We start from the raw sequence: 26,246 nt of genomic DNA on the forward strand, positions 1-26,246 counted from the left end.
CCGTCCCGAAGCCCGATCTGACGACTCCCAATTCTCGATTCCCGATTCCCGGAGAAACCCATGAAAGACTTGCTCAATCTCTTCAACCAGCAGCGTCCCGCGCTGGACTTCGACGCGATCAAGATCGCGCTGGCGTCGCCCGACCTGATCCGTTCGTGGTCGTTCGGCGAAGTGAAGAAGCCGGAAACCATCAACTACCGTACCTTCAAGCCCGAACGCGACGGCCTGTTCTGCGCCGCCATCTTCGGACCGATCAAGGACTACGAGTGCCTGTGCGGTAAGTACAAGCGCATGAAGCACCGCGGCGTGGTCTGCGAGAAGTGCGGCACCGAAGTGACCCTGGCCAAGGTGCGCCGCGAGCGCATGGGCCACATCGACCTCGCTTCGCCGGTCGCGCACATCTGGTTCCTGAAGTCGCTGCCCTCGCGCATCGGCTTGATGCTCGACATGACCCTGCGCGACATCGAGCGCATCCTGTACTTCGAAGCCTACGTCGTGACCGAGCCGGGCCTGACCCCGATGGAACGCGGCAACCTGCTGACCGAAGAGCAGTACCTGACCGCGCGTCAGGAGCACGGCGACGACTTCGAAGCCGCGATGGGCGCCGAGGCCGTGTACGACCTGCTGCGCACGATCGACCTGCAGGCCGAAATGCTGCAGCTGCGCGAAGAGATCGCCTCGACCAACAGCGAAACCAAGCTCAAGCGCCTCACCAAGCGCATCAAGCTGGTCGAAGCCTTCCTCGAATCCGGCAACCGTCCGGAGTGGATGGTCATGACCGTGCTGCCGGTGCTGCCGCCGGACCTGCGTCCGCTGGTGCCGCTGGACGGCGGCCGCTTCGCGACCTCCGACCTGAACGATCTGTACCGTCGCGTCATCAACCGCAACAACCGCCTGCGCCGCCTGCTCGAACTCAATGCGCCCGACATCATCGTGCGCAACGAGAAGCGCATGCTGCAGGAGTCGGTCGACGCCCTGATGGACAACGGCCGTCGCGGCCGCGCGATCACCGGCACCAACAAGCGCCCGCTCAAGTCGCTCGCCGACATGATCAAGGGCAAGCAGGGCCGTTTCCGTCAGAACCTGCTGGGCAAGCGCGTCGACTACTCGGGCCGTTCGGTCATCGTGGTCGGCCCGACCCTGCGTCTGCACGAGTGCGGCCTGCCGAAGAAGATGGCGCTGGAGCTGTTCAAGCCCTTCATCTTCGCCAAGCTGCAGCGTCGCGGCCTGGCCACCACGATCAAGGCCGCCAAGAAGCTGGTCGAGCGTGAAGAGGCCGAGGTGTGGGACATCCTCGAAGAGGTGATCCGCGAGCATCCGGTGCTGTTGAACCGCGCTCCGACCCTGCACCGTCTCGGCATCCAGGCGTTCGAGCCGGTGTTGATCGAAGGCAAGGCGATCCAGCTGCACCCGCTGGTCTGCACCGCGTTCAACGCCGACTTCGACGGCGACCAGATGGCCGTCCACGTGCCGCTCTCGCTGGAAGCCCAGCTGGAAGCGCGCGCGTTGATGATGGCGTCCAACAACATCCTGTCGCCGGCCAACGGCGAGCCGATCATCGTGCCGTCGCAGGACGTCGTGCTCGGCCTGTACTACATGACCCGCGCCCTGGAGAACAAGGCGGGCGAGGGCATGGCGTTCGCCAACGTGGCCGAAGTCAAGCGCGCTTACGACAACCGCGTCGTGCAGATCCACGCCAAGGTCAAGGTCCGCATCAGCGAGATCGTGATCAACGAGGACGGCACCCGCGAGCCCAAGACCTCGATCGTCGACACCACCGTCGGCCGCGCCCTGCTGCGCGAGATCCTGCCGGACGGCCTGCCGTACGCGCTGGCCAACACCGAGCTGACCAAGAAGAACATCAGCCGCCTGATCAACTCGTGCTACCGCATGCTCGGCCTGAAGGACACGGTCGTGTTCGCCGACAAGCTGATGTACACCGGCTTCGCTTACGCGACCCGCGCCGGCGTCTCGATCGGCATCGACGACATGATCATCCCGGGCGAGAAGAAGGGCATCCTGGCCGAGGCCGAGACCGAAGTGCTGGAAATCCAGCAGCAGTACCAGTCCGGTCTGGTCACCGCCGGCGAGCGCTACAACAAGGTCGTCGACATCTGGTCGCGCACGAACGAGCGCGTGGCCAAGGCGATGATGGACGCGATCGGCACCGACACCGTGGAAAACGCAGAAGGCAAGCGCGTTCCGCAGAAGTCGATGAACTCGATCTACATCATGGCCGACTCCGGCGCCCGCGGCTCGCAGGCCCAGATCCGTCAGCTGGCCGGTATGCGCGGCCTGATGGCGCGTCCCGACGGCTCGATCATCGAGACGCCGATCACCGCGAACTTCCGCGAAGGCCTGAACGTTCTCCAGTACTTCATCTCGACCCACGGTGCCCGTAAGGGTCTGGCCGATACCGCGTTGAAGACGGCGAACTCGGGTTACCTGACCCGTCGTCTGGTCGACGTGGCGCAGGACGTGGTCATCACCGAAACCGATTGCGGCACGCTCGGCGGTCTGACCATGACCCCGATCGTCGAAGGCGGCGACGTCGTCGAACCGCTGCGCGACCGCGTGCTGGGCCGCGTCGTGGCCGAGGACGTGTTCCTGCCGGGCAACGACGAGGATCCGATCGTCACCCGCAACACCCTGCTCGACGAAGCCTGGGTGCAGAAGCTCGAGGACGCCAGCGTCCAGTCGATCAAGGTGCGTTCGACCATCACCTGCGAAAGCAGCTTCGGCGTGTGCGCCCACTGCTACGGCCGCGACCTGGGCCGCGGTCACCTGGTCAACCACGGCGAAGCGGTCGGCGTCGTCGCCGCTCAGTCGATCGGCGAACCCGGCACGCAGCTGACCATGCGTACGTTCCACATCGGTGGTGCGGCTTCGCGTGCCGCCGCCATCGACAACGTCACGGTCAAGACCACCGGTTCGATCAAGTTCAACAACCTCAAGCACGTCGCGCACGCCAACGGCCACCTGGTCGCGGTGTCGCGTTCGGGCGAACTGTCGGTCCTCGACCCGCACGGCCGCGAGCGCGAGCGCTACAAGCTGCCGTACGGCGCGACCGTTGCGGTCAAGGACGGCGCCGAGATCAAGGCCGGCCAGACCGTCGCCAACTGGGATCCGCATAACCACCCGATCGTTTCGGAAGTCGCCGGTTTTATCCGCTTCATCGACTTCGTCGACGGCGTGACCGTGATCGAGAAGACCGACGAACTGACCGGCCTGGCTTCGCGCGAGATCACCGATCCGAAGCGTCGCGGCTCGATGGGCAAGGACCTGCGCCCGATCGTGCGCATCGTCGACAAGAACGGCAAGGATCTGCAGATCCCGAACACCGACTTGCCGGCGCAGTACCTGCTGCCGCCGCGCTCGATCGTCAACCTGCAGGACGGCGCGCCGGTCGGCGTGGGCGACGTGGTCGCCAAGATCCCGCAGGAAGCGTCGAAGACCCGCGACATCACCGGTGGTCTGCCGCGCGTGGCCGACTTGTTCGAAGCGCGCAAGCCCAAGGACCCGGCGATCCTCGCCGAAGTCTCGGGCATCGTCAGCTTCGGCAAGGACACCAAGGGCAAGCAGCGCTTGATCATCAAGCAGGCCGACGGTGAAGAGCACGAAGAGCTGATCCCGAAGTACCGCCAGATCATCGTGTTCGAAGGCGAGCACGTGGAGAAGGGCGAGACCGTGGTGGACGGCGAGCCGAGCCCGCAGGACATCCTGCGTCTGTTGGGCGTCGAACCGCTGGCCGTGTACCTGACCAAGGAAATCCAGGACGTCTACCGCCTGCAGGGCGTGAAGATCAACGACAAGCACATCGAGGTGATCGTTCGCCAGATGCTGCGCAAGGTCGAGATCACCGACCAGGGCGACAGCAAGTTCCTGCACGGCGAGCAGATCGAGCGTCAGCGCTTCGTCGAAGAGAACGCCCGCCTGCTGGCCCGCAACGAGATCCCGTCGAAGTACGACCCGGTCCTGCTCGGCATCACCAAGGCCTCGCTGGCGACCGAGTCGTTCATCTCGGCCGCCTCGTTCCAGGAGACCACCCGCGTGCTGACCGAGGCTGCCGTGCGCGGCACCCGCGACGGCCTGCGCGGTCTCAAGGAAAACGTGATCGTCGGTCGTCTGATCCCGGCCGGTACCGGCCTGGCGTACCACACCCAGCGCCGCAAGAACGCCTCGGGTCTGACCGACTCGGAAATGGAAGCCCTGTCGGGCCCGGTCTCGGCCCCGGCGGTCGAGGCTCCGGCCCCGGCGGCCCCGGTGGCCGAAGCGGCAGGCGAGGAGTCGAGCGCCTCCTGAGGCGCTGCGGCTCGTAATCGCACGGCAATACAGCTAAACTACGTAATTCGGACGGCCTTCGGGCCGTCCCAGATCACGAAATGAGGCGCAGGGAGCGCCTCGTGTTCGGCCCAGGGCAGGGCGGGATCAATCGGAGTTGGAATGGAATTGGCGCTATCCGGCGCCGATTTCGTTCGTCCGCGTCGCTCGCGTTGACGGCCACGTCAAACGCGAGCTATACTTTTTCGTCTCGGTGGGTCGGGTGTATTCGGCTTGCCGTTCGTTTCTCACGAAGCGGCCGCCCGGCCCCTCATCAATAGAGTTCTAGATGGCAACCATCAATCAGCTCGTCCGCAAGCCGCGGCAGGCGACCACCTACAAGAGCGCCTCGCCGGCGCTGGCGAATTGCCCGCAGCGTCGCGGCGTTTGCACCCGCGTTTACACCACGACCCCGAAGAAGCCGAACTCGGCTCTGCGCAAGGTCGCCAAGGTGCGCCTGACCAACGGCTACGAAATCATTTCGTACATCGGCGGCGAAGGCCACAACCTGCAGGAGCACTCGGTGGTCCTGATCCGCGGCGGTCGCGTCAAGGATCTGCCGGGCGTGCGCTACCACACCGTGCGCGGCTCGCTCGACGCCGCCGGTGTCGCCAAGCGTCGCCAGAGCCGTTCCAAGTACGGCGCCAAGCGTCCGAAGTCCTAAGCGCGTCGTTTCGTCGACTGGCGCTTCGCGTAAGCGCCGGGTCCCGGAAATACGTCTACCAAGAATCACGAGAATAGGTACGCACCATGTCGCGTAAAGGTTCCACCCCGCAGCGTTCGGTTCTGCCCGATCCCAAGCACGGCAGCGAGACGATCGCGCGCTTCATCAATATGGTCATGCAGAGCGGCAAGAAGTCCGTCGCCGAGAAGATCGTTTACGGCGCGATGGACGTCATCGGCGAAAAGAGCCCGAATGCTCTCGAGCTGGTCGAGAAGGCGTTGACCAACGTCTCTCCGTCGGTCGAAGTGAAGTCGCGTCGCGTCGGCGGCGCCACCTACCAGGTGCCGGTCGAAGTGCGTTCGTCGCGCCGCATGGCGCTGGCTATGCGTTGGCTGATCGAGTCGGCGCGCAAGCGCGGCGAGAGCAGCATGCCGCGCAAGCTCGCCGCCGAACTGCTCGACGCCTCGGAAAACCGCGGCGCCGCGATCAAGAAGCGCGAAGAGACCCACCGTATGGCGGAAGCGAACCGCGCGTTCGCGCACTACCGCTGGTGATCCGAGCGCCCTGGCAACAGGGCCTTCGCAACATCCGCATGAGATGTTGCCGCGGCGGCGTAAAGGCCGCCTAGCGAACCGGAGGCCGCCCACGAGGCGGCGTCCGGCCATTTGGAATTCGAAAACTTATTACGAGAGGGTCCCGTGGCTCGCACCACTCCCATCGAGCGTTACCGCAACTTCGGCATCATGGCGCACATCGACGCGGGTAAAACCACGACGTCCGAGCGCATCCTTTTCTACACCGGCGTCAGCCACAAGATCGGCGAAGTGCACGAAGGTGCCGCGACGATGGACTGGATGGAGCAGGAGCAGGAACGCGGCATCACCATCACGTCGGCAGCGACGACCGCGTTCTGGAAGGGCATGGACAAGTCCCTGCCCGAGCACCGTTTCAACATCATCGATACCCCCGGACACGTCGACTTCACCATCGAAGTGGAGCGCTCGCTGCGCGTCCTCGACGGTGCGGTGTTCGTGCTGTGCGCGGTCGGCGGCGTGCAGCCGCAGTCCGAGACCGTTTGGCGCCAGGCCAACAAGTACTCCGTGCCGCGCATGGCCTTCGTCAACAAGATGGACCGCACCGGTGCCAACTTCGACAAGGTCGTCGAGCAGCTGAAGGCCCGTCTGGGCGCCTACGCCGTGCCGATGCAGGTGCCGATCGGCGCCGAAGAAGGCTTCGAGGGCGTGGTCGACCTGCTCAAGATGAAGGCCATCCACTGGGATGTCGCTTCGCAGGGCACCAAGTTCGAGTACCGCGACGTGCCGGCCGATCTGCAGGCCACCGCCGAAGCGGCTCGCGCGTTCATGGTCGAAGCCGCGGCGGAAGCCTCGGAAGAGCTCATGGACAAGTACCTCAACGAGGGCGAGCTGAGCGAAGAAGAGATCGTCGCCGGTCTGCGCGCGCGCACCCTGCGCGTCGAGATCGTGCCGGTGTTCTGCGGCTCGGCGTTCAAGAACAAGGGCGTGCAGGCCATGCTCGACGGCGTGATCAACCTGCTGCCGTCGCCGTCCGACCGTCCGCCGGTCGCCGGCATCGACGAGGACGAGAAGGAAGACACCCGCAAGGCGTCCGACACCGAACCGTTCTCGGCGCTGGCGTTCAAGATCATGACCGACCCGTTCGTGGGTTCGCTGACCTTCTTCCGCGTCTACTCGGGCGTGCTGAATTCGGGCGACCAGGTGTACAACCCGGTCAAGTCGAAGAAGGAACGCGTCGGCCGCATCCTGCAGATGCACGCCAACCAGCGCGACGAAATCAAGGAAGTCCGTGCCGGCGACATCGCCGCAGCGGTCGGCCTGAAGGACGTGACCACCGGCGACACGCTGTGCGCGCAGGATCACATCATCACCCTCGAGCGCATGATCTTCCCGGAGCCCGTCATCTCGATGGCGGTCGAACCGAAGACCAAGTCGGACCAGGAAAAGATGGGTATCGCCCTGGGCCGCCTGGCGCAGGAAGATCCTTCGTTCCGCGTGCGTACCGACGAAGAATCGGGCCAGACCATCATCGCCGGCATGGGCGAGCTGCACCTGGACATCCTCGTCGACCGCATGAAGCGCGAGTTCAACGTCGAAGCCAACGTCGGCAAGCCGCAGGTCGCTTACCGCGAGACCATCCGCAAGTCGGACGTCAAGTCGGACTACAAGCACGCCAAGCAGTCCGGCGGTAAGGGTCAGTACGGTCACGTCGTGATCGAGCTGTCGCCGATGAACGAGAAAGATCGCGCGCACGAAGACGTCGAGAACGATTTCCTGTTCATCAACGACATCACCGGCGGCGTGATTCCGAAGGAATTCATCCCGGCTGTCGAGAAGGGCCTGCGCGAGACCATCACCAGCGGTCCGCTGGCCGGCTTCCCGGTCGTCGGCGTCAAGGTCAAGCTCGTGTTCGGTTCGTACCACGACGTCGACTCGTCGGAAATGGCGTTCAAGCTCGCTTCGTCGATGGCGTTCAAGGAAGGCTTCCGCAAGGCGGATCCGGTCCTGCTGGAGCCGATGATGAAGGTCGAAGTCGTGACGCCGGAAGAGTACGTCGGCGACGTGATGGGCGACCTGAGCCGTCGTCGCGGCCTGCTGCAGGGCCAGGACGACACGCCGTCGGGCAAGACCATCAACGCGATGGTGCCGCTGGGCGAAATGTTCGGTTACGCGACGACCATTCGTTCGCTGACCCAGGGCCGCGCGACCTTCACGATGGAATTCGACCACTACGCCGAAGCGCCGAACAACATCGCCGACGCAGTGATCAAGAAGTCCTGATCGTAAGTGAGCCGGCCTGCCGGCCGGCTCACGTTCAAGCAATCAACAAGTAATTCCTTAAAGAGAGACAACCATGGCTAAGGGTAAATTCGAGCGCACCAAGCCGCACGTGAACGTCGGCACGATCGGCCACGTTGACCACGGCAAGACGACGCTGACGGCGGCGCTGACGAAGGTGGGCGCCGAGCGTTTCGGTGGCGAGTTCAAGGCATACGACGCGATCGACGCGGCGCCGGAAGAAAAGGCGCGCGGCATCACGATCTCGACGGCGCACGTGGAGTACGAATCGGCGACGCGTCACTACGCGCACGTCGACTGCCCGGGCCACGCCGACTACGTGAAGAACATGATCACGGGTGCAGCGCAGATGGACGGCGCGATCCTGGTGTGCTCGGCCGCTGACGGCCCGATGCCGCAGACCCGCGAACACATCCTGCTGTCGCGCCAGGTCGGCGTGCCGTACATCGTCGTGTTCCTGAACAAGGCCGACATGGTGGACGACGCCGAGCTGCTCGAGCTGGTCGAGATGGAAGTGCGCGAGCTGCTGAGCAAGTACGAGTTCCCGGGCGACGACACCCCGATCATCCACGGCTCGGCCCGTCTGGCGCTGGAAGGCGACCAGAGCGAAATCGGCGTGCCGTCGATCCTGCGTCTGGTCGAAGCGCTGGACAGCTTCATCCCGCAGCCGGAGCGCGACGTCGACAAGCCGTTCCTGATGCCGGTGGAAGACGTGTTCTCGATCTCGGGCCGCGGCACCGTGGTGACCGGGCGTATCGAGCGCGGCATCGTGAAGGTCGGTGACGAAATCGAAATCGTCGGTATCCGTCCGACCCAGAAGACGACGGTCACGGGCGTGGAAATGTTCCGCAAGCTGCTCGACCAGGGTCAGGCGGGCGACAACGCCGGTCTGCTGCTGCGCGGCACCAAGCGCGACGACGTCGAGCGCGGCCAGGTGCTGTGCAAGCCGGGTTCGATCAAGCCGCACACCGACTTCGAAGCCGAAGTCTATGTGCTGTCGAAGGACGAAGGCGGCCGTCACACCCCGTTCTTCAAGGGCTACCGTCCGCAGTTCTACTTCCGCACCACCGACATCACCGGCGCTTGCGAGCTGCCGGAGGGCGTCGAGATGGTGATGCCGGGCGACAACGTGAAGATGGTCGTCACGCTGATCAACCCGGTGGCGATGGACGAAGGCCTGCGCTTCGCGATCCGCGAAGGCGGCCGTACCGTCGGCGCCGGCGTCGTGGCCAAGATCATCAAGTAACGAACCAAGCCGGGCGCGCCGCAAAGCGCGCCCGGCTCTGTCGGTTCGTGCCCCCGCGAAGGCGGGGTGCAGAGCCGGCAGTCGAGTTGCGCTTTCGGTCGAGGGCCGGTTCCCTGAACAGGGTCCCAGCCCGCGCAATCCGCCATCAGGGCAGGGCGCTTGCGCTCTTCTCCCGGATGCATGTAGAATGCGCGACCACCGTGCCACCCTTGTTCACGCCAGGGCGGCACGACCAGCGAAATGAGGTGCAGGATGCGCCTCGTATTCGCCAGACAAGGACATGTCGCACGGCTGCGCTCCGTACGTTCCGGGCCCTCGGGCTTCCAAGGAACAGTAAACGGGGCCTTTCGTGCGTTCCATTCCTTTCTGGGCGGGTCGGGCAACCGACCTGCCTTAGTTTTTACCAGGCAAGGAGGCTCCGGGACGTGGGTGTAGTCCTGGAGTGTTTGCGTTTTCGTGGGGTTCGGCACACCCAGAGGCCGGCCCGTCGCTCTTTTAACCAAGGAATTCCGTCATGGCGGACCAAAAGATCCGGATTCGGCTGAAGGCGTACGATCATCGTCTGATCGACCGCTCGGCCAGCGAGATCGTCGAGACAGCTAAGCGGACCGGCGCGCAAGTGCGCGGCCCGATCCCGCTGCCGACCAAGATCGAGCGCTACACCATCCTGGTGTCCCCGCACGTCGACAAAGACGCGCGTGACCAGTATGAAACCCGCACGCACAAGCGCGTGCTCGACATCATCGACCCGAACGACAAGACCGTAGACGCGCTGATGAAGCTCGAGCTGGCGGCTGGCGTCGATGTGCAGATCAAGCTGACCTGAGGCCACCACCATGACCGCGAAGAAATATTCGTTGGGCATCGTCGGTCGCAAGGCCGGCATGAGCCGCTTCTTCACTGAAGACGGCAAGTCGGTTCCGGTGACCCTGATCGAGGCGACCCCGAACCGTATTACCCAGATCAAGACCACGGACACCGACGGCTACAGCGCCGTGCAGGTCACCGTCGGCGTGCGCCGCGCTGCGCTCGTCAACAAGCCCGAAGCCGGACACCTCGCCAAGGCGAAGGTCGAAGCCGGTCGCGGCTTGTGGGAGCTGCGCGTGGAAGACGACAAGATCGGCGCGTTCGAAGTCGGCGGCGAAATCAAGGCCGACATCTTCGAAGTGGGCCAGATCGTCGACGTCCAGGGCATCACCAAGGGCAAGGGCTTCCAGGGCACGATCAAGCGCTGGAACTTCAGCATGGGCGACGCGACGCACGGTAACTCGTTGTCGCACCGTTCGCCGGGTTCGATCGGCCAGCGCCAGACGCCGGGCCGCGTTTTCCCGGGTAAGAAGATGTCCGGTCACATGGGCGCCGTCCAGCAGAGCACGCAGGGCCTGGAAGTGGTCAAGGTCGACGCCGAGCGCGGCCTGATCGCGATCAAGGGCGCCGTGCCGGGCGCTCCGGGCGGCGACGTGATCGTTCGTCCGTCGAGCAAGGGAGTATGACGATGGAACTTGCCATCAACGGTAGCGACAAGAAGCTGTCGGTTTCCGACGCCATCTTCGATCGCGAATTCAGCGAAGACCTGGTCCACCAGGTTGTTGTGGCCTACCGCAACGCGGGCCGCGCCGGCACCAAGGCGCAGAAGACGCGTTCGGAAGTCAACGGCACCACCAAGAAGTCGAAGAAGCAGAAGGGCGGCGGTGCGCGTCATGGCGCGCTGACGGCTCCGATCTTCGTCGGCGGCGGCGTGACCTTCGCGGCCAAGCCGCGCAGCTTCGCCCAGAAGGTGAACCGCAAGATGTACCGCGCAGCGATGGCTGCGATCCTGTCGGAATTGAACCGCCAGGGCCGCATCACCGTCGTTGAGAAGCTGGACGTCGAGACGCCGAAGACCTCGGGCATGGTCGCCATGCTGAAGTCGCTCGAAATGGGCCGTCGTCCGCTGCTCGTCACCGAGGAAGCCTCCGAGAATCTGTACCTCTCGGCTCGCAACCTGCCCTATGTGGAAGTCCGCGACGTGCAGGGACTCGATCCGGTGGCCCTCGTCGGCGCCGATTCGATCGTGTTCACCGCCGATGCGGTCAAGAAGATCGAGGAGTGGCTGGCATGAACGAGGCCAAGCTCTACAGCATCATCCGTGCGCCGCGCGTGTCCGAAAAGACCGCACGTCTGCAGGAAGTATCCAACCAATACGTCTTCGAAGTCGCGACGGACGCTACCAAGGCCGACATCAAGGTCGCCGTGGAAAAGCTGTTCGACGTTAAGGTCGAGGCGGTGAATGTGGTCAACGTGAAGGGCAAGAACAAGGCCTTCAAGTTCCGCATGGGCCGTCGCGCCGACTGGCGCAAGGCGTACGTGAAGCTGGCCGAAGGCCAGTCGATCGACGTAATGGCCAAGGCCTGAGGAAAGACCCATGGCATTGATGACTTTCAAGCCCACTTCCGCCGGCCGCCGCAACGCGGTCCGCGTCGTGACGCCGGGCCTGCACAAGGGCGCGCCGCACGCGGCGTTGGTCGAAAAGCAGAGCAAGAGCGGCGGTCGTAACCACCACGGCCGCATCACCACCCGTCACATCGGTGGTGGTCACAAGCAGCACTACCGCATCATCGACTTCAAGCGCGACAAGGAAGGCATTCCGGCGCGCGTGGAGCGGATCGAATACGATCCCAACCGCACCGCGCACATCGCGCTGCTGTGCTACGTCGATGGCGAGCGCCGTTACATCATCGCCCCGAAAGGCCTGAAGGACGGCGATCAGGTGATCGCTGGCCGCGATGCTCCGATCCGCGTCGGCAACACGCTGCCGCTGACCAACATCCCGGTCGGTTCGACGGTGCATTGCATCGAAATGAAGCCGGGCAAGGGCGCTCAGATCGCCCGCGCCGCAGGCGCCGGCGTCCAGCTGGTCGCTCGCGAGCAGGGCTACGCCACGCTGCGTCTTCGCTCCGGCGAAATGCGCAAGGTGCCGGTCGAGTGCCGCGCCACCATCGGCGAAGTCGGCAACGACGAGCACAGCCTCGAAAAGCTGGGCAAGGCCGGTGCCAAGCGCTGGCGCGGTATCAAGCCGACCGTCCGCGGCGCCGCCATGAACCCCGTCGACCACCCGCACGGTGGTGGTGAGGCGAAGGCTGGCCAGGGCAACCCGCATCCGGTCACCCCCTGGGGTGTTCCGACCAAGGGTTACAAGACGCGCAAGAACAAGCGCACTTCGCAATTCATCGTGCGCGATCGCAGGGGTTAATCGGCCATGGCACGTTCACTCAAAAAGGGTCCGTTCGTCGACCACCATCTCATCAAGAAGGTGGAGACCGCGGGCAACAACAAGAAGCCGATCAAGACCTGGTCGCGCCGCTCGATGGTGCTGCCGGAAATGGTGGGCTTCACCATCGCCGTGCATAACGGCAAGAACCACATCCCGGTGCTGGTCAACGAGAACATGGTTGGCCACAAGCTTGGCGAATTCGCTTTGACCCGTACGTTTAAGGGTCACGGCGGCGACAAGAAGTCGGGTAAGTAAGGAGATGACCATGGAAGCGAAAGCCATCCTGCGCACCGCGCGCATCTCCCCGCAGAAGGCCCGCCTGGTCGCCGACCAGGTGCGCGGTCTGTCCGCCGAGCGCGCCGTCAACCTGCTGAAGTTCTCGGACAAGAAGGCAGCTGCACTGATCCGCAAGGTCGTGGAGTCCGCCATCGCGAACGCCGAGAACAACCAGGGCGCCGACGTTGACGAACTCAAGGTCACGACCATCATGGTGGACGAGGGTCCCGCACTGAAGCGCTTCATGGCTCGTGCGAAAGGCCGCGGCACCCGCATCCTCAAGCGCACCAGCCACATCACTGTGGTTGTGGGCGCGGGCAAGTAAGGCGGAGTCAGACAATGGGTCATAAAGTACATCCGACCGGAATCCGCCTGGGCATTGCCAAGGACTGGAATTCGAAGTGGTTTGCCGGCAAGAAGCAGTATGCCGAGTACCTCGCTGCCGACCTCAAGGTCCGCGAGATGCTCCGCAAGAAGCTCGCTCAGGCTGGTATTTCCAAGATCTTCATCGAGCGTCCGGCGAACAACGCCCGCGTGACGATCCACACCGCCCGTCCGGGCGTGGTGATCGGCAAGCGCGGCGAGGACATCGAGAAGCTGCGTAAGGAAGTCAGCGCACTGATGGGCGTCCCGGCGCACATCAACGTGACCGAGGTCCGCAAGCCGGAACTCGACGCGCAGCTGGTCGCCGAATCGATCGCGCAGCAGCTCGAGCGCCGCATCATGTTCCGCCGCGCGATGAAGCGTGCCGTCGGCAACGCGATGCGCCTGGGTGCCCTCGGCATCAAGGTCAACGTCGCCGGCCGTCTCAACGGCGCCGAAATCGCGCGTTCGGAGTGGTACCGCGAAGGTCGCGTGCCGCTGCACACACTGCGTGCCGACATCGACTACGGCTTCGCTGAAGCCAAGACGACCTACGGCATCATCGGCATCAAGACCTGGATCTATAAGGGCGAAGTGTTCGACTTCTCCCAGGTGGGCCAGGAGAAGCAGGACGATTCCCCGCGCAGCGATCGTGGTGACCGCGGCGACCGCGGTGATCGTAACGACCGTCCGGGCCGTCCGGCCCGCGAACAGAGGTAATCCGTCATGTTGCAACCCAAGAGAACCAAGTACCGCAAGGTACACAAGGGCCGCAATGATGGCCTGAGCTGGAGCGGCAACGCCGTCAGCTTCGGCGAGTACGGCCTCAAGGCCACCGCTCACGGCCAGCTCACTGCGCGCCAGATCGAAGCGGCCCGCCGCTCGATCAGCCGTTACGTCAAGCGCGGCGGCAAGATGTGGATCCGCGTGTTCCCGGACAAGCCGATCACCAAGAAGCCGATCGAAGTCCGAATGGGCTCCGGTAAGGGCAACGTCGAGTACTGGGTCGCTCAGATCCAGCCCGGTCGCATGATTTACGAGATCGAAGGCGTGGGCGAGGACGTGGCGCGCGAAGCGTTCCGTCTGGCCGCCGCCAAGCTCTCGGTGACCACTACTTTCGTTACCCGGACGGTGCGCTAATGGAACTCAAGCAACTGCGCGAGAAGTCGGCCGACCAACTGAAGGCCCACCTGGTGGAACTGCACAAGGAGAGCTTCGCTCTTCGCATGCAGAAGGCCACCGGCCAGCTCGCCAAGACTCATGAAGCCCGCCGTGTGAAGCGCGAAATTGCTCGCGTCAACATGCTGCTGGGTGAGAAGAAGTAAGGACCCGCCATGACCGACAACAATACAGACAAGGCGCTGCGCACGGTTGAAGGCCGGGTCGTCAGCAACAAGATGGACAAGACCGTCACCGTGCTCGTCGAACGCCAGGTCAAGCACGCGCTGTACGGCAAGTACATCCGTCGCTCGTCCAAGCTCCACGCTCACGACGCCGAGAACGCCTGCAAAGAAGGCGATATCGTCCGCGTGAAGGAGATTGCTCCGATGTCCAAGACCAAGAACTGGAGCGTGGTTGAAATCGTCAGCCGCGCGGCCGAATAAGAGGAGGCTGAACCATGATCCAGATGCAAAGCTACCTCGGCGTGGCCGACAACTCCGGTGCTAAGGAAGTGATGTGCATCAAGGTGCTCGGCGGCTCCAAGCGCCGTTACGCGCACATTGGCGACATCATCAAGGTCACCGTGAAGGACGCGATCCCGCGCGGCAAGGTCAAGAAGGGCGACGTTTACGACGCCGTCGTGGTCCGCACCCGCAAGGGTGTGCGCCGTCCGGACGGCTCGCTGATCCGCTTCGATGGCAACGCTGCGGTGTTGCTCAACAATAAGCATGAGCCGATCGGCACCCGTATCTTCGGGCCCGTGACTCGCGAGCTTCGCTCCGAGAAGTTCATGAAGATCGTCTCGCTCGCGCCTGAAGTGCTCTGAGCGGAGGAACTAGACATGAACCGTATCAAGAAGGGCGATCAAGTCATCGTCACCGCCGGCAAGGACAAGGGCAAGAAGGGTGATGTGGTGCGCGTGCTCGGCGACAAGGTCGTCGTGGCGAACATCAACATCATCAAGCGCCATACCAAGCCGAATCCGCAGGCCAACCAGCCGGGCGGCGTGATCGAGCGCGAAGCGCCGATTCACATTTCCAACGTCATGCTGTTCAACCCGGCCACCGGCAAGGGCGAACGCATCGGTTTCAAGATGCTGGAGGATGGACGCAAACTGCGTGTGTTCCGCTCCAGTGGTGAGGCGGTTGACGCCTGAGGAATGCTGAAATGACCACCCGGCTCGAAGAGTTTTACAAGAAAGAAGTGGTTCCGGCGCTGACCGAAAAGTTCGGCTACAAGAACCCGATGGAAGTGCCGCGCCTCGTCAAGATCACGCTGAACATGGGCGTGGGCGAAGCCGCCACCAACAAGAAGATCCTGGAAAATGCCGTCGCCGACATGACCAAGATCGCCGGCCAGAAGCCGATCGTGACCAAGTCCCGCGTGTCGGTGGCTTCGTTCAAGATCCGCGACGGTTGGCCGATCGGCGCCAAGGTCACCCTGCGCCGCGCCAAGATGTACGAGTTCCTCGACCGTCTGGTCAACATCTCGCTGCCGCGCGTGCGCGACTTCCGTGGTGTGTCCGGCCGTTCGTTCGACGGCCGCGGCAACTACAACATGGGCGTCAAGGAACAGATCATCTTCCCGGAAATCGATTTCGACCAGGTCGACGCGCTGCGCGGCATGGACATCGCGATCACCACGACCGCGAAGACCGATGCCGAGGCCAAGGCCCTGCTCGAAGCCTTCCGCTTCCCGTTCCGCAACTGATACTTAAGGATTGAACAATGGCTAAGACTTCCATGGTCAACCGCGAGGTCAAGCGGGCCAAGCTGGCGAAGAAGTTCGCCGGCAAGCGCGAAGCGCTGAAGAAGATCATCTCCAGCGACGCCTCGTCGTACGAAGACAAGGCCGAGGCCGTGGTCAAGCTGTCCAAGCTGCCCCGCGACTCCTCGCCGAGCCGTCAGCGCAACCGTTGCGCCCTGACCGGCCGTTCGCGCGGCGTATACAGCAAGTTCGGCCTCGGCCGCAACAAGCTGCGCGAAGCCACCATGCGCGGCGACGTGCCTGGTCTTCGCAAGGCAAGCTGGTAAGATAGTCGGCTTTCCCGGATCCACCGCCGCGGCCTTCGGGTCGCGGCGGCGCTTCTGGGGGCTGCTGCAACAAAGCGTTATTACAACTGAAATTCGCAATTCCGCGGATATCGGTGCTACTCATAAGGTGAATCTCAATGAGCATGACTGATCCCATCGCCGACATGCTGGTCCGCATCAAGAATGCGGCGGCTGTGCGCAAGCCGACGGTGAAGATGCCGTCGTCCAAGGTCAAGGTGGCCATCGCGGCCGTGTTGAAGGACGAGGGTTACATCCTGGATTCCCGCGTGACGGAAGTCGCTCCGGGCAAGTCCGAACTCGAAATTTCGCTGAAGTACTACGAAGGCAAGCCGGTGATCGAGCGCCTCCAGCGCTACTCCCGCTCGGGCCTGCGTCAGTACCGCGGCAAGGAAGCGCTGCCCAAGGTCCTCGGCGGCCTGGGTATCGCCATCATCTCCACCTCGAAAGGCATCATGACCGATGCGCAGGCGCGCCAGCAGGGCGTCGGCGGTGAAGTCCTGTGCTTCGTGGCCTAAGGGAGTAAACGACCATGTCCCGAGTTGCCAAGAAGCCGATCGCCCTGCCGAAGGGTGTTGAGCTGAACGTCCAGTCCGATTCGATCGTCGCCAAGGGCCCGAAGGGCTCGCTGTCGATCGCCAAGCCGGCCGCCATCAACCTGAAGATCGAGAACGGCGAAGCGCTGTTCGCGACCGAAGACGCGGCGCTGATCCCGCTGACCGGCACCCTGCGCGCCATCCTCGCCAATATGGTGAAGGGCGTGTCGGAAGGCTTCGAGCGCAAGCTCGAGCTCGTCGGCGTCGGTTACCGCGCCTCGATGGCCGGTTCCGACCTGAACCTGTCGCTGGGTTTCTCGCACCCGGTGCTGTTCAAGGCCCCGGAAGGCATCACCATCGCCACGCCGACCCAGACCGAGATCCTGGTCTCGGGCGCGGACAAGCAGCGCGTCGGTGAAGTCGCCGCCAAGATTCGCGGTTTCCGTCCGCCGGAGCCCTACAAGGGCAAGGGTGTGAAGTACGCCGGCGAAGTCATCATCCGTAAGGAAGCCAAGAAGGCCTAACGGGTAGGGCGCCGGTCCCGTACCGGCCCCAAAACACCAAGCTTTCAGCTTTCGGAGATCAGAACATGAACAAGAACATCGCTCGTCTGCGTCGCGCCAAGTCGACCCGTTCGCACATCCGCAACCTCGGCGTGGCCCGCCTGACCGTGCTCCGCACCGGTCAGCACCTGTACGCCCAGGTCTTCACCGCCGACGGCTCCAAGGTCCTGGCCACGGCTTCGACCGTCCAGGCCGACGTCAAGGAAGGCCTGAAGAACGGCAAGAACGCCGAAGCCGCCGTTAAGGTCGGCAAGATGATCGCCGAGCGCGCCAAGGCTGCCGGTATCGAGAAGGTCGCTTTCGACCGCTCGGGCTACCGCTACCACGGTCGCATCAAGGCGCTGGCCGATGCCGCGCGTGAAGGCGGTCTGCAGTTCTAAGCATCCGGGCCTTCGCAGGCTTGAAAGCGTGGAGATTCGTCTCCACGCCTGATGCAACGAATCGTTTCAACTCGCCGACGCGAGCTGCGTCGGGCGCGATGACGGATTCCCGCCATCGCTGCAACACCCGAGTCACATCACAATCATAAGCGGCGATGCCGCAAATCCCTTCAATAAACGAGACATCGAAATGGCAGACGATAGAGCACCGCGGGGTCGCGACCGTGATCGCAACCGCGAAGAAATCGACGACGGCATGATCGAGAAGCTGATCGCGGTCAACCGCGTCAGCAAGACGGTCAAGGGCGGTCGCCAGTTCACCTTCACCGCTCTGACGGTGGTGGGCGACGGCAACGGCAAGGTCGGCTTCGGCTACGGCAAGGCGCGCGAAGTGCCGGTCGCGATCCAGAAGTCGATGGAATACGCCCGCAAGGCGATGAACAACGTCGATCTGAACAACGGCACCTTGTGGCACGCTGTGAAGTCGGGCCACGGCGCGGCGCATGTGTTCATGCAGCCGGCGTCGGAAGGTACCGGCGTGATCGCAGGCGGCGCGATGCGCGCCGTGCTCGAAGCGGTCGGCGTCAAGAACGTGTTGGCCAAGGCCACCGGTTCGCGTAACCCGATCAACCTGGTTCGCGCCACGCTGAAGGGTCTGACCGGCATGCACTCGCCGGCGAAGATCGCTGCCAAGCGCGGCAAGAAGGTGGAGGATCTGCACCATGGCTAAGGCTCAGAACAAGGCCGTCGAAGGCGGCACCGTCACCGTGCGCCTGGTCAAGGGCATGCGCGGTTGCCAGGCCCGTCACCGCTTGTCGGTGAAGGCGCTCGGCCTGAACAAGCTGAACGACGTGCGCGTGCTGAAAGACAGCCCGCAGGTTCGTGGTCTGATCAACACGGTCCACTACCTGGTTCAGGTCGAGGGCTAAGGAGAACATCATGCGTCTCAATACACTCAAGCCGGCTGACGGCGCCCGCGAAGACCGCAAGCGCGTCGGTCGCGGTATCGGTTCCGGCCTCGGCAAGACTGCCGGCCGCGGCCACAAGGGTTCGTTCGCCCGTTCGGGCAAGGGCAAGATCAAGGCCGGTTTCGAAGGCGGCCAGATGCCCATGCAGCGTCGTCTGCCGAAGATCGGCTTCCGCTCCAAGCTGAAGAACGACACGGCCGAAGTGCTGCTGTACCAGCTGGACAAGCTGGACGCCGGCGACGTCGATTTTGCCGCCCTCAAGGCCGCCAAGCTCGTTCCGAGCTCGGCCAAGCAGGCCAAGATCGTCAAGAAGGGCGAGTTGACCAAGAAGTTCGTACTCAAGGGCGTGCTGGCCACGGCCGGCGCCAAGGCCGCCGTCGAAGCGGCCGGCGGCAAGGTCGAGGAGTAAACGACGCATGGCGCGGAGCGGCAACGCGATGGCTGGCCTCGGTGGCGGGCTCGGTAAGTTCACCGAGCTCCGTCAGCGTTTGCTGTTCGTGATCGGCGCTTTGATCGTCTACCGCATCGGTAGCTACATCCCGGTGCCCGGCGTCAACCCGCAGGCGATGGTCGAGTTCATGTCGACCAAGCAGGGCACGATCGTGGACATGTTCAACATGTTCTCGGGCGGCGCCCTGCATCGCTTCAGTCTGTTCGCACTGAACGTGATGCCGTACATCTCGGCTTCGATCATCGTGCAGCTGCTGGTGCAGATCGTGCCCAGCCTGAAAGCCATCCAGAAGGAAGGCGAGTCGGGCCGGCGCAAGATCAACCAGTGGTCGCGTATGGGCGCGATTCCGCTGGCGGTGTTCCAGGCCTGGGGCATCGCCGCCGGCCTGCAGTCGAGCATGGCGCCGAACGGCGTGCCGGTGGTGTACGCACCGGGCATGGGCTTCATCCTGACCGCCGTGATCGCGTTGACCGCGGGCACGATGTTCCTGATGTGGCTCGGCGAGCAGATCACCGAACGCGGTATCGGCAACGGCGTCTCGCTCATCATCTTCGCCGGCATCGTCGCGGGCCTGCCCGCCGCGGTCCTGCAGATGTTCGAGCAGATCCGCAACGGCGACATGAGCGCCATTGCGGCGATCGCGATCATCGCCCTGGTCGTCGGCTTCACCTATCTGGTGGTGTTCGTCGAGCGCGGCCAGCGTCGGATCACGGTCAATTACGCCCGTCGCCAAGGCGGCCGTAATGCCTACATGAACCAGGCCTCGTTCCTGCCGCTGAAGCTCAACATGTCGGGCGTGATCCCCGCGATCTTCGCCTCGAGCATCGTGATGTTCCCGGCGACGGCAGCGACCTGGTTCGCCCAGAACAACAGCGGCAGCGGTTTCTCCGGCTTCCTGCAGCGCCTCAGCCAGTGGTTGAACCCGGGTGAACCGGTTCACATGATCCTGTATGCTGGCCTGATCATCGGCTTCGCGTTCTTCTACACGGCGCTGGTGTTCAATTCGCAGGAAACCGCCGACAACCTGAAGAAGTCGGGCGCGCTGATCCCGGGCATCCGTCCCGGCAAGGCCACCGCGGACTACGTTGACGGCGTGCTGACTCGTCTTACGGCGGCTGGCGCGATTTACCTGGTGATCGTCTGCCTCCTTCCGGAGGTCATGCGCACCCAACTGGGAACCTCGTTCTACTTCGGCGGCACCTCGTTGCTGATCGTCGTGGTCGTGGTGATGGATTTCATCGCTCAAATCCAGGCTCATCTGATGTCGCATCAGTACGAAAGCCTGTTGAAGAAAGCGAACTTGAAGGGCGGCTCGCGCGGCGGTCTCGCGCGCGGGTGAGTCAGGACCGTTCCGCGCGCCAGAGTAGCGCGCGGGGCTGGGAGGGCAGGTCATCGCCTTGTTCAGCCAGTTCAGATTCGTCGCCGGAGCATGGGCACACTCCCCATGCCGTGGTTCCGTGGCACCTTTGGTGCCGCGGGGCTTCCTATTAACCCGAGACCTAGATATAATTTCCAGTTCACTCCGCCGGGATTAATCCGTCCTGGCCGCCAAATCAGTTGGAGATCGCCTTATGGCGCGTATTGCGGGCGTTAATTTGCCTGCCCAGAAGCATGTCTGGGTTGGCCTGCAAAGCATTTTCGGCATCGGCCGTACCCGTTCGAAGCAAGTCTGCGAGTCCGCAGGCGTCACTTCGACGACCAAAATCCGTGACCTGTCCGAGCCGGAAGTCGAGCGCTTGCGCGCCGAAGTCGGCAAGTTCGTGGTCGAAGGCGACCTGCGTCGCGAGGTCGGTATTGCGATCAAGCGTTTGATGGACCTGGGCTGCTACCGCGGCCTGCGTCACCGCCGCGGCTTGCCGCTGCGTGGTCAGCGCACGCGTACCAATGCACGTACCCGCAAGGGTCCGCGCAAGGCCATCAAGAAGTAAGGGACCCATACCATGGCCAAGCCGGCAGCTGCCAAAACCAAGAAGAAGATCAAGCGAGTCGTCACCGACGGCATCGCCCACGTCCACGCTTCTTTCAACAACACCATCATCACGATCACCGACCGCCAGGGCAACGCGCTCTCGTGGGCGACCTCGGGCGGCGCGGGTTTCCGCGGTTCCCGCAAGTCGACCCCGTTCGCCGCCCAGGTGGCAGCCGAAAAGGCTGGCCGTGCTGCGCTCGACTACGGCGTCAAGTCGTTGGAAGTGCGCATCAAGGGCCCGGGTCCGGGTCGCGAGTCCGCCGTTCGTTCGCTGAACAACGTCGGATACAAGATCATCAACATCATCGACGTGACGCCTATCCCGCACAACGGGTGCCGTCCGCCGAAAAAGCGTCGCGTCTGAGGAGCTGAAGAAAAATGGCTCGTTATATTGGCCCCACCTGTAAGCTCGCTCGTCGCGAAGGCGCCGACCTTGGTCTGAAGTCGTCCGCTCGCGCGCTCGACTCGAAGTGCAAGCTCGAGCAAAAGCCCGGCCAGCATGGCCCCACCGCCCGCAAGGGCAAGCTGTCCGACTACGCCACCCAGCTTCGCGAGAAGCAGAAGGTCAAGCGTATCTACGGTCTGCTGGAGCGTCAGTTCCGCAATTACTACAAGAAGGCCTCGACCAAGAAGGGCAACACCGGCGAGAACCTGCTGCAGTTGCTGGAGACCCGTCTCGACAACGTCGTCTACCGCATGGGCTTCGCCGTGACCCGTCCGGCCGCCCGCCAGCTGGTTTCGCACCGTGGCGTCACGGTCAACGGCAAGTCGGTCAACCTCCCGTCGTACCAGGTCAAAGCCGGCGACGCGATCGCGTTGTCCGAGCGCGCCCAGAAGCAGCTTCGCGTGCAGGAATCCCTGACCGTGTCGTCGCAGATGGACCTGTCGCCGTCGTGGGTCGAGGTCGACAACAAGAAGTTCAGCGGCGTGTTCAAGGCGGTTCCGGATCGTGCGGACCTGCCGGCCGACATCAACGAAGCGCTGATCGTCGAGTTGTACAGCAAGTAATAGTGCAGGGCGCTGCCGGTCCCCCGGGGCCGGCAGTACCCGCAACCCAGGTCGATGCGCCAGGCGCATCGGCCGCTCCCTCGAACAGAGGGGGCTCCAAGAGCTAAAGCCTTCCGTCGCCCCCCGACGAAGGTCATTGGAGACACCGAAACATGACGGTTACCGCCAACCAGGTACTGCGCCCGCGCGGTCCGCAGATCGAACGCCTCACCGGCAATCGCGCGAAAGTCGTGATCGAGCCGTTGGAGCGCGGTTACGGCCACACGCTGGGCAACGCGCTGCGTCGCGTGCTGCTGTCGTCGATCCCGGGTTTCGCCATCACCGAGGTCGAAATCGACGGCGTGTTGCATGAGTACACCACGGTCGAAGGTCTGGAAGAAGACGTGCTGGAGGTTCTGCTGAACCTCAAGGACGTCGCGATCCGCATGCACACCGGCGACGCTTCGACGCTGTCGCTGGCCAAGCAGGGTCCCGGCATCGTCACCGCCGGCGACATCAAGACCGACCACAACGTCGAAATCCTCAACACCGACCATGTGATCTGCCACCTGACCAAGGACACGGCACTCAACATGCGTCTGAAGATCGAGCGCGGCTTCGGCTACCAGCCGGCGGCTTCGCGCCGTCGTCCGGACGAAGAAACCCGCGCGATCGGTCGCCTGATGCTCGACGCCAGCTTCTCGCCGGTCCGTCGCGTCGCCTACGCGGTGGAAGCCGCGCGCGTCGAACAGCGCACCGACCTCGACAAGCTCGTGCTCGACATCGAAACCAACGGCACGATCGACGCCGAGGAAGCCGTGCGCACCGCCGCCGACATCCTCACCGATCAGCTGTCGGTGTTCGGCGACTTCACCCACCGCGACCGCGGTGCGCAGAAGCCGGCCACCAGCGGCATCGATCCGATCCTGCTGCGTCCGATCGACGACCTCGAGCTGACCGTTCGTTCGGCCAACTGCCTCAAGGCCGAGAGCATCTACTACGTCGGCGATCTGATCCAGAAGACCGAAGTCGAGCTGCTCAAGACCCCGAACCTCGGCAAGAAGTCGCTCACCGAGATCAAGGAAGTGCTGGCTCAGCGCGGCCTGTCCCTCGGCATGAAGCTCGAAAACTGGCCGCCGGCCGGCATCGCCTCGCACGGGATGATGGGGTAAGGCCCAGCCTAGCTCGCGCGGCACTGCCGCGCGGCTGGGCCGAACGCCCTGCGCGCTGCGCAGGGCCGGGGAACGAAGAGAGTCCACGCCGAAGCTAAGCCGAAGCGTGGATTTTTGATCTGAATCCAGGTCCACCCGCAAGACCGCAATCAGCAACACCGCAACACAAGCCGACGGACCCAGAAGTCCGCGGCTCGCCGGTCAGGGAAGGCCGGTTCGGACCAACCGCAGTCCAATGCTCCAACGCCTGGATGGCGACAGCGATCTCCAACAGTTACGACATTCATCAGGAATCACAACCATGCGCCACCAGAAATCCGGCCGTAAGTTCAGCCGCACCAGTGCTCACCGCGATGCCATGTTCACCAACATGGCCGCTTCGCTGATCAAGCACGGTCTCATCCGCACCACCCTGCCGAAGGCGAAGGAGCTGCGTCGCGTTGCCGAGCCGCTCATCACCCTCGCCAAGAAGGACGGCGTGGCCAATCGCCGCCTGGCCTTCTCGCGCCTGCGCGATAAGGAAGCCGTCGGCACCCTGTTCGTCGAGCTCGGCCCGCGTTACGCCTCGCGTCCGGGCGGTTACCTGCGCATCCTCAAGTGCGGTTTCCGCGCTGGCGACAATGCGCCGATGGCCTACGTCGAGCTGGTCGATCGTCCGCAAGCCGCGGCCGAGTGATCGCCGGCGCCGGGCGACCGGCGCTGCGATACGACATGCAAGCCAATAGGCAGGCGACCGGCGACGGTCGCTCGCCCAGCTAGCGAAGCCCCGGCCCCGGCCGGGGTTTTTGCTTTTCGGCGACGGTTACTTCGGCAACGGTTGCGTCGGTAATGATTATGGGAGACGGGTTTCGGGGGCAATCGGTTTCGCGACGCAACTTTTCCGGCCCGGCGCAGTCGATGTTGCTGCGACGAAACGCCACGTTGCGTAGCGACATGCCTATCCGACATTGGCACGACCCGACCCAGACCCGTATGGTGTGAACATGAACCCCTTCAAAGCCTCTTTCCGGACCCAGTACCTGCTCGGCTTCCTGGCCTGCACGGGCCTGCTTGCGTACGCGTTCTACCTGCAGCTGTACCAGCACCTCGAACCCTGCCCGCTGTGCATCTTCCAGCGCGTCGCCTTCTTCGCCCTCGGCCTGGTGTTCCTGGCCGGCGCCCTGCACGGCCCGAAGAAGGCCGGCGGACGCGGCACTTACGGCGTGCTGGCCCTGCTGGCCTCGCTCGGCGGCATCGCCGTCGCCGGCAACCACGTGCGTCTGCAGCACCTGCCGCCCAGCGAAGTTCCGGCTTGCGGTCCGGGCCTGGATTACATGCTCGATGCGATGCCGATTGCCGGAGTAATCCGCAAGGTCATGACCGGTTCCGGCGAATGCGCCGCGGTCGACTGGAGCTTCCTCGGCCTGGCCATGCCGGCCTGGAGCCTGATCTGCTTCGTCGTCCTGGCGGTCTGGGCGGCCTATGCCGCGTTCCGCCGTCGTTGATTCAATAGAGTTCCCGCGTCACTCGATCCCCACCGCTGTCCCCAACTGGAAACCAAGGAAATGAGCGCCTCCGATCGCAACCTCCGTGCCGTCAACCTTCCCGCCGACTGGACGCCGACGTCCTGGCGCGAGCGCACCGCACTGCAGTTGCCGAATTATCCGGACGCGGCCGAGTTGGAATCCGCGTTGCAGGAACTGCGTCACCTGCCGCCGTTGGTGACTTCGTGGGAGATCCTCTCGCTGAAGCAGCAGCTCGCCGAGGCGCAGGAAGGCAAGCGCTTCCTGCTGCAGGGCGGCGACTGCGCCGAGAGCTTCGACCAGTGCTCCTCGGACGTGATCTCCAACCGCCTGAAGGTGCTGCTGCAGATGAGCCTGGTGCTCGTCCACGGCATGCGCAAGCCGGTCGTGCGCGTCGGCCGTTTCGCCGGCCAGTACGCCAAGCCGCGTTCGGCCGACACCGAGACCATCGACGGCGTGACCCTGCCGAGCTACCGCGGCGACATGGTCAATGCGCCGGCCTTCAACGAGGCCGCGCGCAAGCCCGACCCGCGCCGCATGATCAAGGCGCATGCGCGTTCGGCGATGACGATGAATTTCGTCCGCGCCCTGATCGACGGCGGTTTCGCCGACCTGCACCACCCCGAGTACTGGAACCTGAGCTGGGTCGGCCACTCGCCGCTGGCCGACGAGTACCGGCGCATGGTCAACGCCATCGGCGATGCGGTGCGCTTCATGGAGACGCTGTCGGGTTCCGAGGTGCACAACCTCAACCGCGTCGACTTCTACACCTCGCACGAAGCCTTGCTGCTGCCGTACGAAGAGTCGCTGACCCGGCAGGTGCCGCGTCACTGGGGCTTCTTCAACCTCAGCACGCATTACCCGTGGATCGGCATGCGCACTGCGGCGGTCGACGGCGCCCACGCCGAGTACTTCCGCGGCATCCGCAACCCGATCGCGCTCAAGGTCGGCCCGTCGGTGACGCCGGACCAACTGCTGCGCACCATCGATCTGCTCAACCCCGAGGACGAGCCCGGCCGCCTGACCTTCATCCATCGCATGGGCGCGAGCCACATCGCCGAGAAGCTGCCGCCGCTGCTCGACGCGATGCGTCGCGACGGCCGCCGCGTGCTGTGGGTCTGCGACCCGATGCACGGCAACACCGAGAGCACCAGCAACGGCTACAAGACCCGTCGCTTCCGCAACATCCGCGCCGAGATCGAGACCTCGTTCGAACTGCACGCGGCGGCCGGAACGCGTATGGGCGGCGTGCACCTGGAGCTGACCGGCGAAGACGTGACCGAATGCCTGGGCGGCGCGCGCGAACTGACCGAGAGCGATCTCGATCGCGCTTATCGTTCCACGGTCGACCCGCGCCTGAACTACGAGCAGGCGCTGGAAGTGGCGATGCTGATCGTGCGTAAGCAAGCGCAGATCGCCGCGCCGGCCTGAGGTTTTTTCGCTTCAGGTTTCGGCAAACGCACCGCAAGACGAAAGCCCGCCGCAAGGCGGGCTTTTTTGTTGGGTGGCGTGTCGGTGGTTGGAGAGATGCCGGTCGCGCGCAGTGGACG

The 26,246-nt window shown here is 64.0% G+C and carries 34 protein-coding genes; all 34 read left to right on the forward strand.

What is annotated here, in order from left to right; genetic code table 11:
* Positions 1-60: 60 nt before the first annotated feature.
* The gene (rpoC, locus tag LC490_RS12285) at positions 61-4,302 is read left to right on the forward strand and encodes a DNA-directed RNA polymerase subunit beta' (protein ID WP_031373761.1); all 4,242 of its coding nucleotides are present in this window, start codon (positions 61-63) and stop codon (positions 4,300-4,302) included.
* Positions 4,303-4,609: 307 nt separating this feature from the next.
* Positions 4,610-4,984: a 30S ribosomal protein S12 gene (gene rpsL, locus LC490_RS12290; RefSeq protein ID WP_031373762.1), complete on the forward strand. Its 375-nt coding sequence runs from the start codon at positions 4,610-4,612 to the stop codon at positions 4,982-4,984.
* Between the two features lie 86 nt (positions 4,985-5,070).
* On the forward strand, positions 5,071-5,538 hold the full coding sequence (gene rpsG / locus LC490_RS12295) for a 30S ribosomal protein S7 (RefSeq protein WP_031373763.1): 468 nt from the start codon (positions 5,071-5,073) through the stop codon (positions 5,536-5,538).
* A gap of 144 nt (positions 5,539-5,682) precedes the next feature.
* A complete protein-coding gene (gene fusA, locus LC490_RS12300) occupies positions 5,683-7,800 on the forward strand; it encodes an elongation factor G (protein WP_031373764.1) in 2,118 nt (705 codons plus the stop codon).
* 73 nt (positions 7,801-7,873) lie between these two features.
* Positions 7,874-9,064 carry an elongation factor Tu gene (tuf, locus tag LC490_RS12305; protein ID WP_031373753.1) on the forward strand — a complete coding sequence of 397 codons (1,191 nt, stop codon included), beginning with the start codon at positions 7,874-7,876 and terminating at the stop codon, positions 9,062-9,064.
* A 514-nt stretch (positions 9,065-9,578) separates the two neighbouring features.
* A complete protein-coding gene (gene rpsJ, locus LC490_RS12310) occupies positions 9,579-9,890 on the forward strand; it encodes a 30S ribosomal protein S10 (protein WP_031373837.1) in 312 nt (103 codons plus the stop codon).
* A 10-nt stretch (positions 9,891-9,900) separates the two neighbouring features.
* Complete coding sequence (gene rplC / locus LC490_RS12315; RefSeq protein WP_031373836.1) at positions 9,901-10,557, forward strand: 50S ribosomal protein L3; 657 nt, start codon at positions 9,901-9,903, stop codon at positions 10,555-10,557.
* 2 nt (positions 10,558-10,559) lie between these two features.
* On the forward strand, positions 10,560-11,165 hold the full coding sequence (rplD, locus tag LC490_RS12320) for a 50S ribosomal protein L4 (protein ID WP_036149636.1): 606 nt from the start codon (positions 10,560-10,562) through the stop codon (positions 11,163-11,165).
* Entirely contained in the window at positions 11,162-11,458 is a 297-nt protein-coding gene (rplW, locus tag LC490_RS12325) for a 50S ribosomal protein L23 (RefSeq protein WP_031373834.1), read from the forward strand. Before rplD ends, rplW begins: the two co-directional genes overlap by 4 nt.
* 10 nt (positions 11,459-11,468) lie before the next feature.
* Positions 11,469-12,296 (forward strand): 50S ribosomal protein L2, encoded by an 828-nt coding sequence (rplB, locus tag LC490_RS12330; RefSeq protein WP_031373833.1) that lies wholly within the window; start codon positions 11,469-11,471, stop codon positions 12,294-12,296.
* 6 nt (positions 12,297-12,302) lie between these two features.
* Complete coding sequence (gene rpsS / locus LC490_RS12335; RefSeq protein WP_031373832.1) at positions 12,303-12,572, forward strand: 30S ribosomal protein S19; 270 nt, start codon at positions 12,303-12,305, stop codon at positions 12,570-12,572.
* A gap of 10 nt (positions 12,573-12,582) precedes the next feature.
* Positions 12,583-12,918, forward strand: a complete 336-nt coding sequence (gene rplV, locus LC490_RS12340) for a 50S ribosomal protein L22 (protein ID WP_036149638.1) — start codon at positions 12,583-12,585, stop codon at positions 12,916-12,918.
* A 14-nt stretch (positions 12,919-12,932) separates the two neighbouring features.
* A complete protein-coding gene (gene rpsC, locus LC490_RS12345) occupies positions 12,933-13,676 on the forward strand; it encodes a 30S ribosomal protein S3 (protein ID WP_031373830.1) in 744 nt (247 codons plus the stop codon).
* A 6-nt stretch (positions 13,677-13,682) separates the two neighbouring features.
* On the forward strand, positions 13,683-14,096 hold the full coding sequence (gene rplP / locus LC490_RS12350) for a 50S ribosomal protein L16 (RefSeq protein WP_031373829.1): 414 nt from the start codon (positions 13,683-13,685) through the stop codon (positions 14,094-14,096).
* Complete coding sequence (gene rpmC, locus LC490_RS12355; protein ID WP_031373828.1) at positions 14,096-14,281, forward strand: 50S ribosomal protein L29; 186 nt, start codon at positions 14,096-14,098, stop codon at positions 14,279-14,281. The genes rplP and rpmC overlap by 1 nt, the downstream gene beginning before the upstream one ends.
* 9 nt (positions 14,282-14,290) lie before the next feature.
* Positions 14,291-14,560 carry a 30S ribosomal protein S17 gene (rpsQ, locus tag LC490_RS12360; RefSeq protein ID WP_031373827.1) on the forward strand — a complete coding sequence of 90 codons (270 nt, stop codon included), beginning with the start codon at positions 14,291-14,293 and terminating at the stop codon, positions 14,558-14,560.
* Positions 14,561-14,574: 14 nt separating this feature from the next.
* Complete coding sequence (gene rplN / locus LC490_RS12365; RefSeq protein ID WP_031373826.1) at positions 14,575-14,943, forward strand: 50S ribosomal protein L14; 369 nt, start codon at positions 14,575-14,577, stop codon at positions 14,941-14,943.
* A 15-nt stretch (positions 14,944-14,958) separates the two neighbouring features.
* The gene (gene rplX / locus LC490_RS12370; protein ID WP_031373825.1) at positions 14,959-15,273 is read left to right on the forward strand and encodes a 50S ribosomal protein L24; all 315 of its coding nucleotides are present in this window, start codon (positions 14,959-14,961) and stop codon (positions 15,271-15,273) included.
* An 11-nt stretch (positions 15,274-15,284) separates the two neighbouring features.
* Positions 15,285-15,827: a 50S ribosomal protein L5 gene (gene rplE / locus LC490_RS12375; RefSeq protein ID WP_031373824.1), complete on the forward strand. Its 543-nt coding sequence runs from the start codon at positions 15,285-15,287 to the stop codon at positions 15,825-15,827.
* Positions 15,828-15,844: 17 nt separating this feature from the next.
* A complete protein-coding gene (gene rpsN / locus LC490_RS12380; protein ID WP_031373823.1) occupies positions 15,845-16,150 on the forward strand; it encodes a 30S ribosomal protein S14 in 306 nt (101 codons plus the stop codon).
* A gap of 137 nt (positions 16,151-16,287) precedes the next feature.
* Positions 16,288-16,686, forward strand: a complete 399-nt coding sequence (gene rpsH, locus LC490_RS12385; protein ID WP_031373822.1) for a 30S ribosomal protein S8 — start codon at positions 16,288-16,290, stop codon at positions 16,684-16,686.
* 14 nt (positions 16,687-16,700) lie between these two features.
* The gene (gene rplF, locus LC490_RS12390; protein WP_031373821.1) at positions 16,701-17,228 is read left to right on the forward strand and encodes a 50S ribosomal protein L6; all 528 of its coding nucleotides are present in this window, start codon (positions 16,701-16,703) and stop codon (positions 17,226-17,228) included.
* A 65-nt stretch (positions 17,229-17,293) separates the two neighbouring features.
* Positions 17,294-17,647, forward strand: coding sequence for a 50S ribosomal protein L18 (gene rplR, locus LC490_RS12395; protein ID WP_031373820.1), 354 nt, complete (start codon positions 17,294-17,296; stop codon positions 17,645-17,647).
* 190 nt (positions 17,648-17,837) lie between these two features.
* The gene (gene rpsE / locus LC490_RS12400; protein WP_031373819.1) at positions 17,838-18,377 is read left to right on the forward strand and encodes a 30S ribosomal protein S5; all 540 of its coding nucleotides are present in this window, start codon (positions 17,838-17,840) and stop codon (positions 18,375-18,377) included.
* Positions 18,370-18,576: a 50S ribosomal protein L30 gene (rpmD, locus tag LC490_RS12405; RefSeq protein ID WP_057918897.1), complete on the forward strand. Its 207-nt coding sequence runs from the start codon at positions 18,370-18,372 to the stop codon at positions 18,574-18,576. The genes rpsE and rpmD overlap by 8 nt, the downstream gene beginning before the upstream one ends.
* A 10-nt stretch (positions 18,577-18,586) precedes the next feature.
* A complete protein-coding gene (gene rplO, locus LC490_RS12410) occupies positions 18,587-19,024 on the forward strand; it encodes a 50S ribosomal protein L15 (protein WP_031373817.1) in 438 nt (145 codons plus the stop codon).
* 7 nt (positions 19,025-19,031) lie between these two features.
* On the forward strand, positions 19,032-20,405 hold the full coding sequence (gene secY / locus LC490_RS12415) for a preprotein translocase subunit SecY (protein ID WP_031373816.1): 1,374 nt from the start codon (positions 19,032-19,034) through the stop codon (positions 20,403-20,405).
* 232 nt (positions 20,406-20,637) lie between these two features.
* Positions 20,638-20,994, forward strand: coding sequence for a 30S ribosomal protein S13 (rpsM, locus tag LC490_RS12420; protein WP_031373815.1), 357 nt, complete (start codon positions 20,638-20,640; stop codon positions 20,992-20,994).
* Positions 20,995-21,006: 12 nt separating this feature from the next.
* Positions 21,007-21,399 carry a 30S ribosomal protein S11 gene (gene rpsK / locus LC490_RS12425; protein WP_031373814.1) on the forward strand — a complete coding sequence of 131 codons (393 nt, stop codon included), beginning with the start codon at positions 21,007-21,009 and terminating at the stop codon, positions 21,397-21,399.
* A 14-nt stretch (positions 21,400-21,413) separates the two neighbouring features.
* Complete coding sequence (gene rpsD, locus LC490_RS12430) at positions 21,414-22,043, forward strand: 30S ribosomal protein S4 (protein WP_031373813.1); 630 nt, start codon at positions 21,414-21,416, stop codon at positions 22,041-22,043.
* A 152-nt stretch (positions 22,044-22,195) separates the two neighbouring features.
* Entirely contained in the window at positions 22,196-23,194 is a 999-nt protein-coding gene (gene rpoA, locus LC490_RS12435) for a DNA-directed RNA polymerase subunit alpha (RefSeq protein ID WP_031373812.1), read from the forward strand.
* Between the two features lie 301 nt (positions 23,195-23,495).
* Entirely contained in the window at positions 23,496-23,870 is a 375-nt protein-coding gene (rplQ, locus tag LC490_RS12440) for a 50S ribosomal protein L17 (RefSeq protein WP_031373811.1), read from the forward strand.
* A gap of 307 nt (positions 23,871-24,177) precedes the next feature.
* Positions 24,178-24,678: a disulfide bond formation protein B gene (locus tag LC490_RS12445; protein ID WP_031373810.1), complete on the forward strand. Its 501-nt coding sequence runs from the start codon at positions 24,178-24,180 to the stop codon at positions 24,676-24,678.
* 60 nt (positions 24,679-24,738) lie between these two features.
* Positions 24,739-26,127, forward strand: a complete 1,389-nt coding sequence (locus tag LC490_RS12450) for a 3-deoxy-7-phosphoheptulonate synthase class II (RefSeq protein WP_031373809.1) — start codon at positions 24,739-24,741, stop codon at positions 26,125-26,127.
* Positions 26,128-26,246: the final 119 nt, after the last annotated feature.

This window comes from Lysobacter sp. ESA13C (assembly GCF_019970005.1).
Taxonomy (GTDB): Bacteria; Pseudomonadota; Gammaproteobacteria; order Xanthomonadales; family Xanthomonadaceae; genus Lysobacter; species Lysobacter antibioticus_B.

Excerpts from the sequence above, each read along its gene's own strand:
- rpoC (WP_031373761.1), top strand. The coding sequence starts at position 61 with ATGAAAGACTTGCTCAATCTCTTCAACCAGCAGCGTCCCGCGCTGGAC.
- rpsL (WP_031373762.1), top strand. The coding sequence starts at position 4,610 with ATGGCAACCATCAATCAGCTCGTCCGCAAGCCGCGGCAGGCGACCACC.
- rpsG (WP_031373763.1), top strand. The coding sequence starts at position 5,071 with ATGTCGCGTAAAGGTTCCACCCCGCAGCGTTCGGTTCTGCCCGATCCC.
- tuf (WP_031373753.1), top strand. The coding sequence starts at position 7,874 with ATGGCTAAGGGTAAATTCGAGCGCACCAAGCCGCACGTGAACGTCGGC.
- rpsJ (WP_031373837.1), top strand. The coding sequence starts at position 9,579 with ATGGCGGACCAAAAGATCCGGATTCGGCTGAAGGCGTACGATCATCGT.
- rplC (WP_031373836.1), top strand. The coding sequence starts at position 9,901 with ATGACCGCGAAGAAATATTCGTTGGGCATCGTCGGTCGCAAGGCCGGC.
- rplD (WP_036149636.1), top strand. The coding sequence starts at position 10,560 with ATGGAACTTGCCATCAACGGTAGCGACAAGAAGCTGTCGGTTTCCGAC.
- rplW (WP_031373834.1), top strand. The coding sequence starts at position 11,162 with ATGAACGAGGCCAAGCTCTACAGCATCATCCGTGCGCCGCGCGTGTCC.
- rplB (WP_031373833.1), top strand. The coding sequence starts at position 11,469 with ATGGCATTGATGACTTTCAAGCCCACTTCCGCCGGCCGCCGCAACGCG.
- rpsS (WP_031373832.1), top strand. The coding sequence starts at position 12,303 with ATGGCACGTTCACTCAAAAAGGGTCCGTTCGTCGACCACCATCTCATC.
- rplV (WP_036149638.1), top strand. The coding sequence starts at position 12,583 with ATGGAAGCGAAAGCCATCCTGCGCACCGCGCGCATCTCCCCGCAGAAG.
- rpsC (WP_031373830.1), top strand. The coding sequence starts at position 12,933 with ATGGGTCATAAAGTACATCCGACCGGAATCCGCCTGGGCATTGCCAAG.
- rplP (WP_031373829.1), top strand. The coding sequence starts at position 13,683 with ATGTTGCAACCCAAGAGAACCAAGTACCGCAAGGTACACAAGGGCCGC.
- rpmC (WP_031373828.1), top strand. The coding sequence starts at position 14,096 with ATGGAACTCAAGCAACTGCGCGAGAAGTCGGCCGACCAACTGAAGGCC.
- rpsQ (WP_031373827.1), top strand. The coding sequence starts at position 14,291 with ATGACCGACAACAATACAGACAAGGCGCTGCGCACGGTTGAAGGCCGG.
- rplN (WP_031373826.1), top strand. The coding sequence starts at position 14,575 with ATGATCCAGATGCAAAGCTACCTCGGCGTGGCCGACAACTCCGGTGCT.
- rplX (WP_031373825.1), top strand. The coding sequence starts at position 14,959 with ATGAACCGTATCAAGAAGGGCGATCAAGTCATCGTCACCGCCGGCAAG.
- rplE (WP_031373824.1), top strand. The coding sequence starts at position 15,285 with ATGACCACCCGGCTCGAAGAGTTTTACAAGAAAGAAGTGGTTCCGGCG.
- rpsN (WP_031373823.1), top strand. The coding sequence starts at position 15,845 with ATGGCTAAGACTTCCATGGTCAACCGCGAGGTCAAGCGGGCCAAGCTG.
- rpsH (WP_031373822.1), top strand. The coding sequence starts at position 16,288 with ATGAGCATGACTGATCCCATCGCCGACATGCTGGTCCGCATCAAGAAT.
- rplF (WP_031373821.1), top strand. The coding sequence starts at position 16,701 with ATGTCCCGAGTTGCCAAGAAGCCGATCGCCCTGCCGAAGGGTGTTGAG.
- rplR (WP_031373820.1), top strand. The coding sequence starts at position 17,294 with ATGAACAAGAACATCGCTCGTCTGCGTCGCGCCAAGTCGACCCGTTCG.
- rpsE (WP_031373819.1), top strand. The coding sequence starts at position 17,838 with ATGGCAGACGATAGAGCACCGCGGGGTCGCGACCGTGATCGCAACCGC.
- rpmD (WP_057918897.1), top strand. The coding sequence starts at position 18,370 with ATGGCTAAGGCTCAGAACAAGGCCGTCGAAGGCGGCACCGTCACCGTG.
- rplO (WP_031373817.1), top strand. The coding sequence starts at position 18,587 with ATGCGTCTCAATACACTCAAGCCGGCTGACGGCGCCCGCGAAGACCGC.
- secY (WP_031373816.1), top strand. The coding sequence starts at position 19,032 with ATGGCGCGGAGCGGCAACGCGATGGCTGGCCTCGGTGGCGGGCTCGGT.
- rpsM (WP_031373815.1), top strand. The coding sequence starts at position 20,638 with ATGGCGCGTATTGCGGGCGTTAATTTGCCTGCCCAGAAGCATGTCTGG.
- rpsK (WP_031373814.1), top strand. The coding sequence starts at position 21,007 with ATGGCCAAGCCGGCAGCTGCCAAAACCAAGAAGAAGATCAAGCGAGTC.
- rpsD (WP_031373813.1), top strand. The coding sequence starts at position 21,414 with ATGGCTCGTTATATTGGCCCCACCTGTAAGCTCGCTCGTCGCGAAGGC.
- rpoA (WP_031373812.1), top strand. The coding sequence starts at position 22,196 with ATGACGGTTACCGCCAACCAGGTACTGCGCCCGCGCGGTCCGCAGATC.
- rplQ (WP_031373811.1), top strand. The coding sequence starts at position 23,496 with ATGCGCCACCAGAAATCCGGCCGTAAGTTCAGCCGCACCAGTGCTCAC.
- LC490_RS12445 (WP_031373810.1), top strand. The coding sequence starts at position 24,178 with ATGAACCCCTTCAAAGCCTCTTTCCGGACCCAGTACCTGCTCGGCTTC.
- LC490_RS12450 (WP_031373809.1), top strand. The coding sequence starts at position 24,739 with ATGAGCGCCTCCGATCGCAACCTCCGTGCCGTCAACCTTCCCGCCGAC.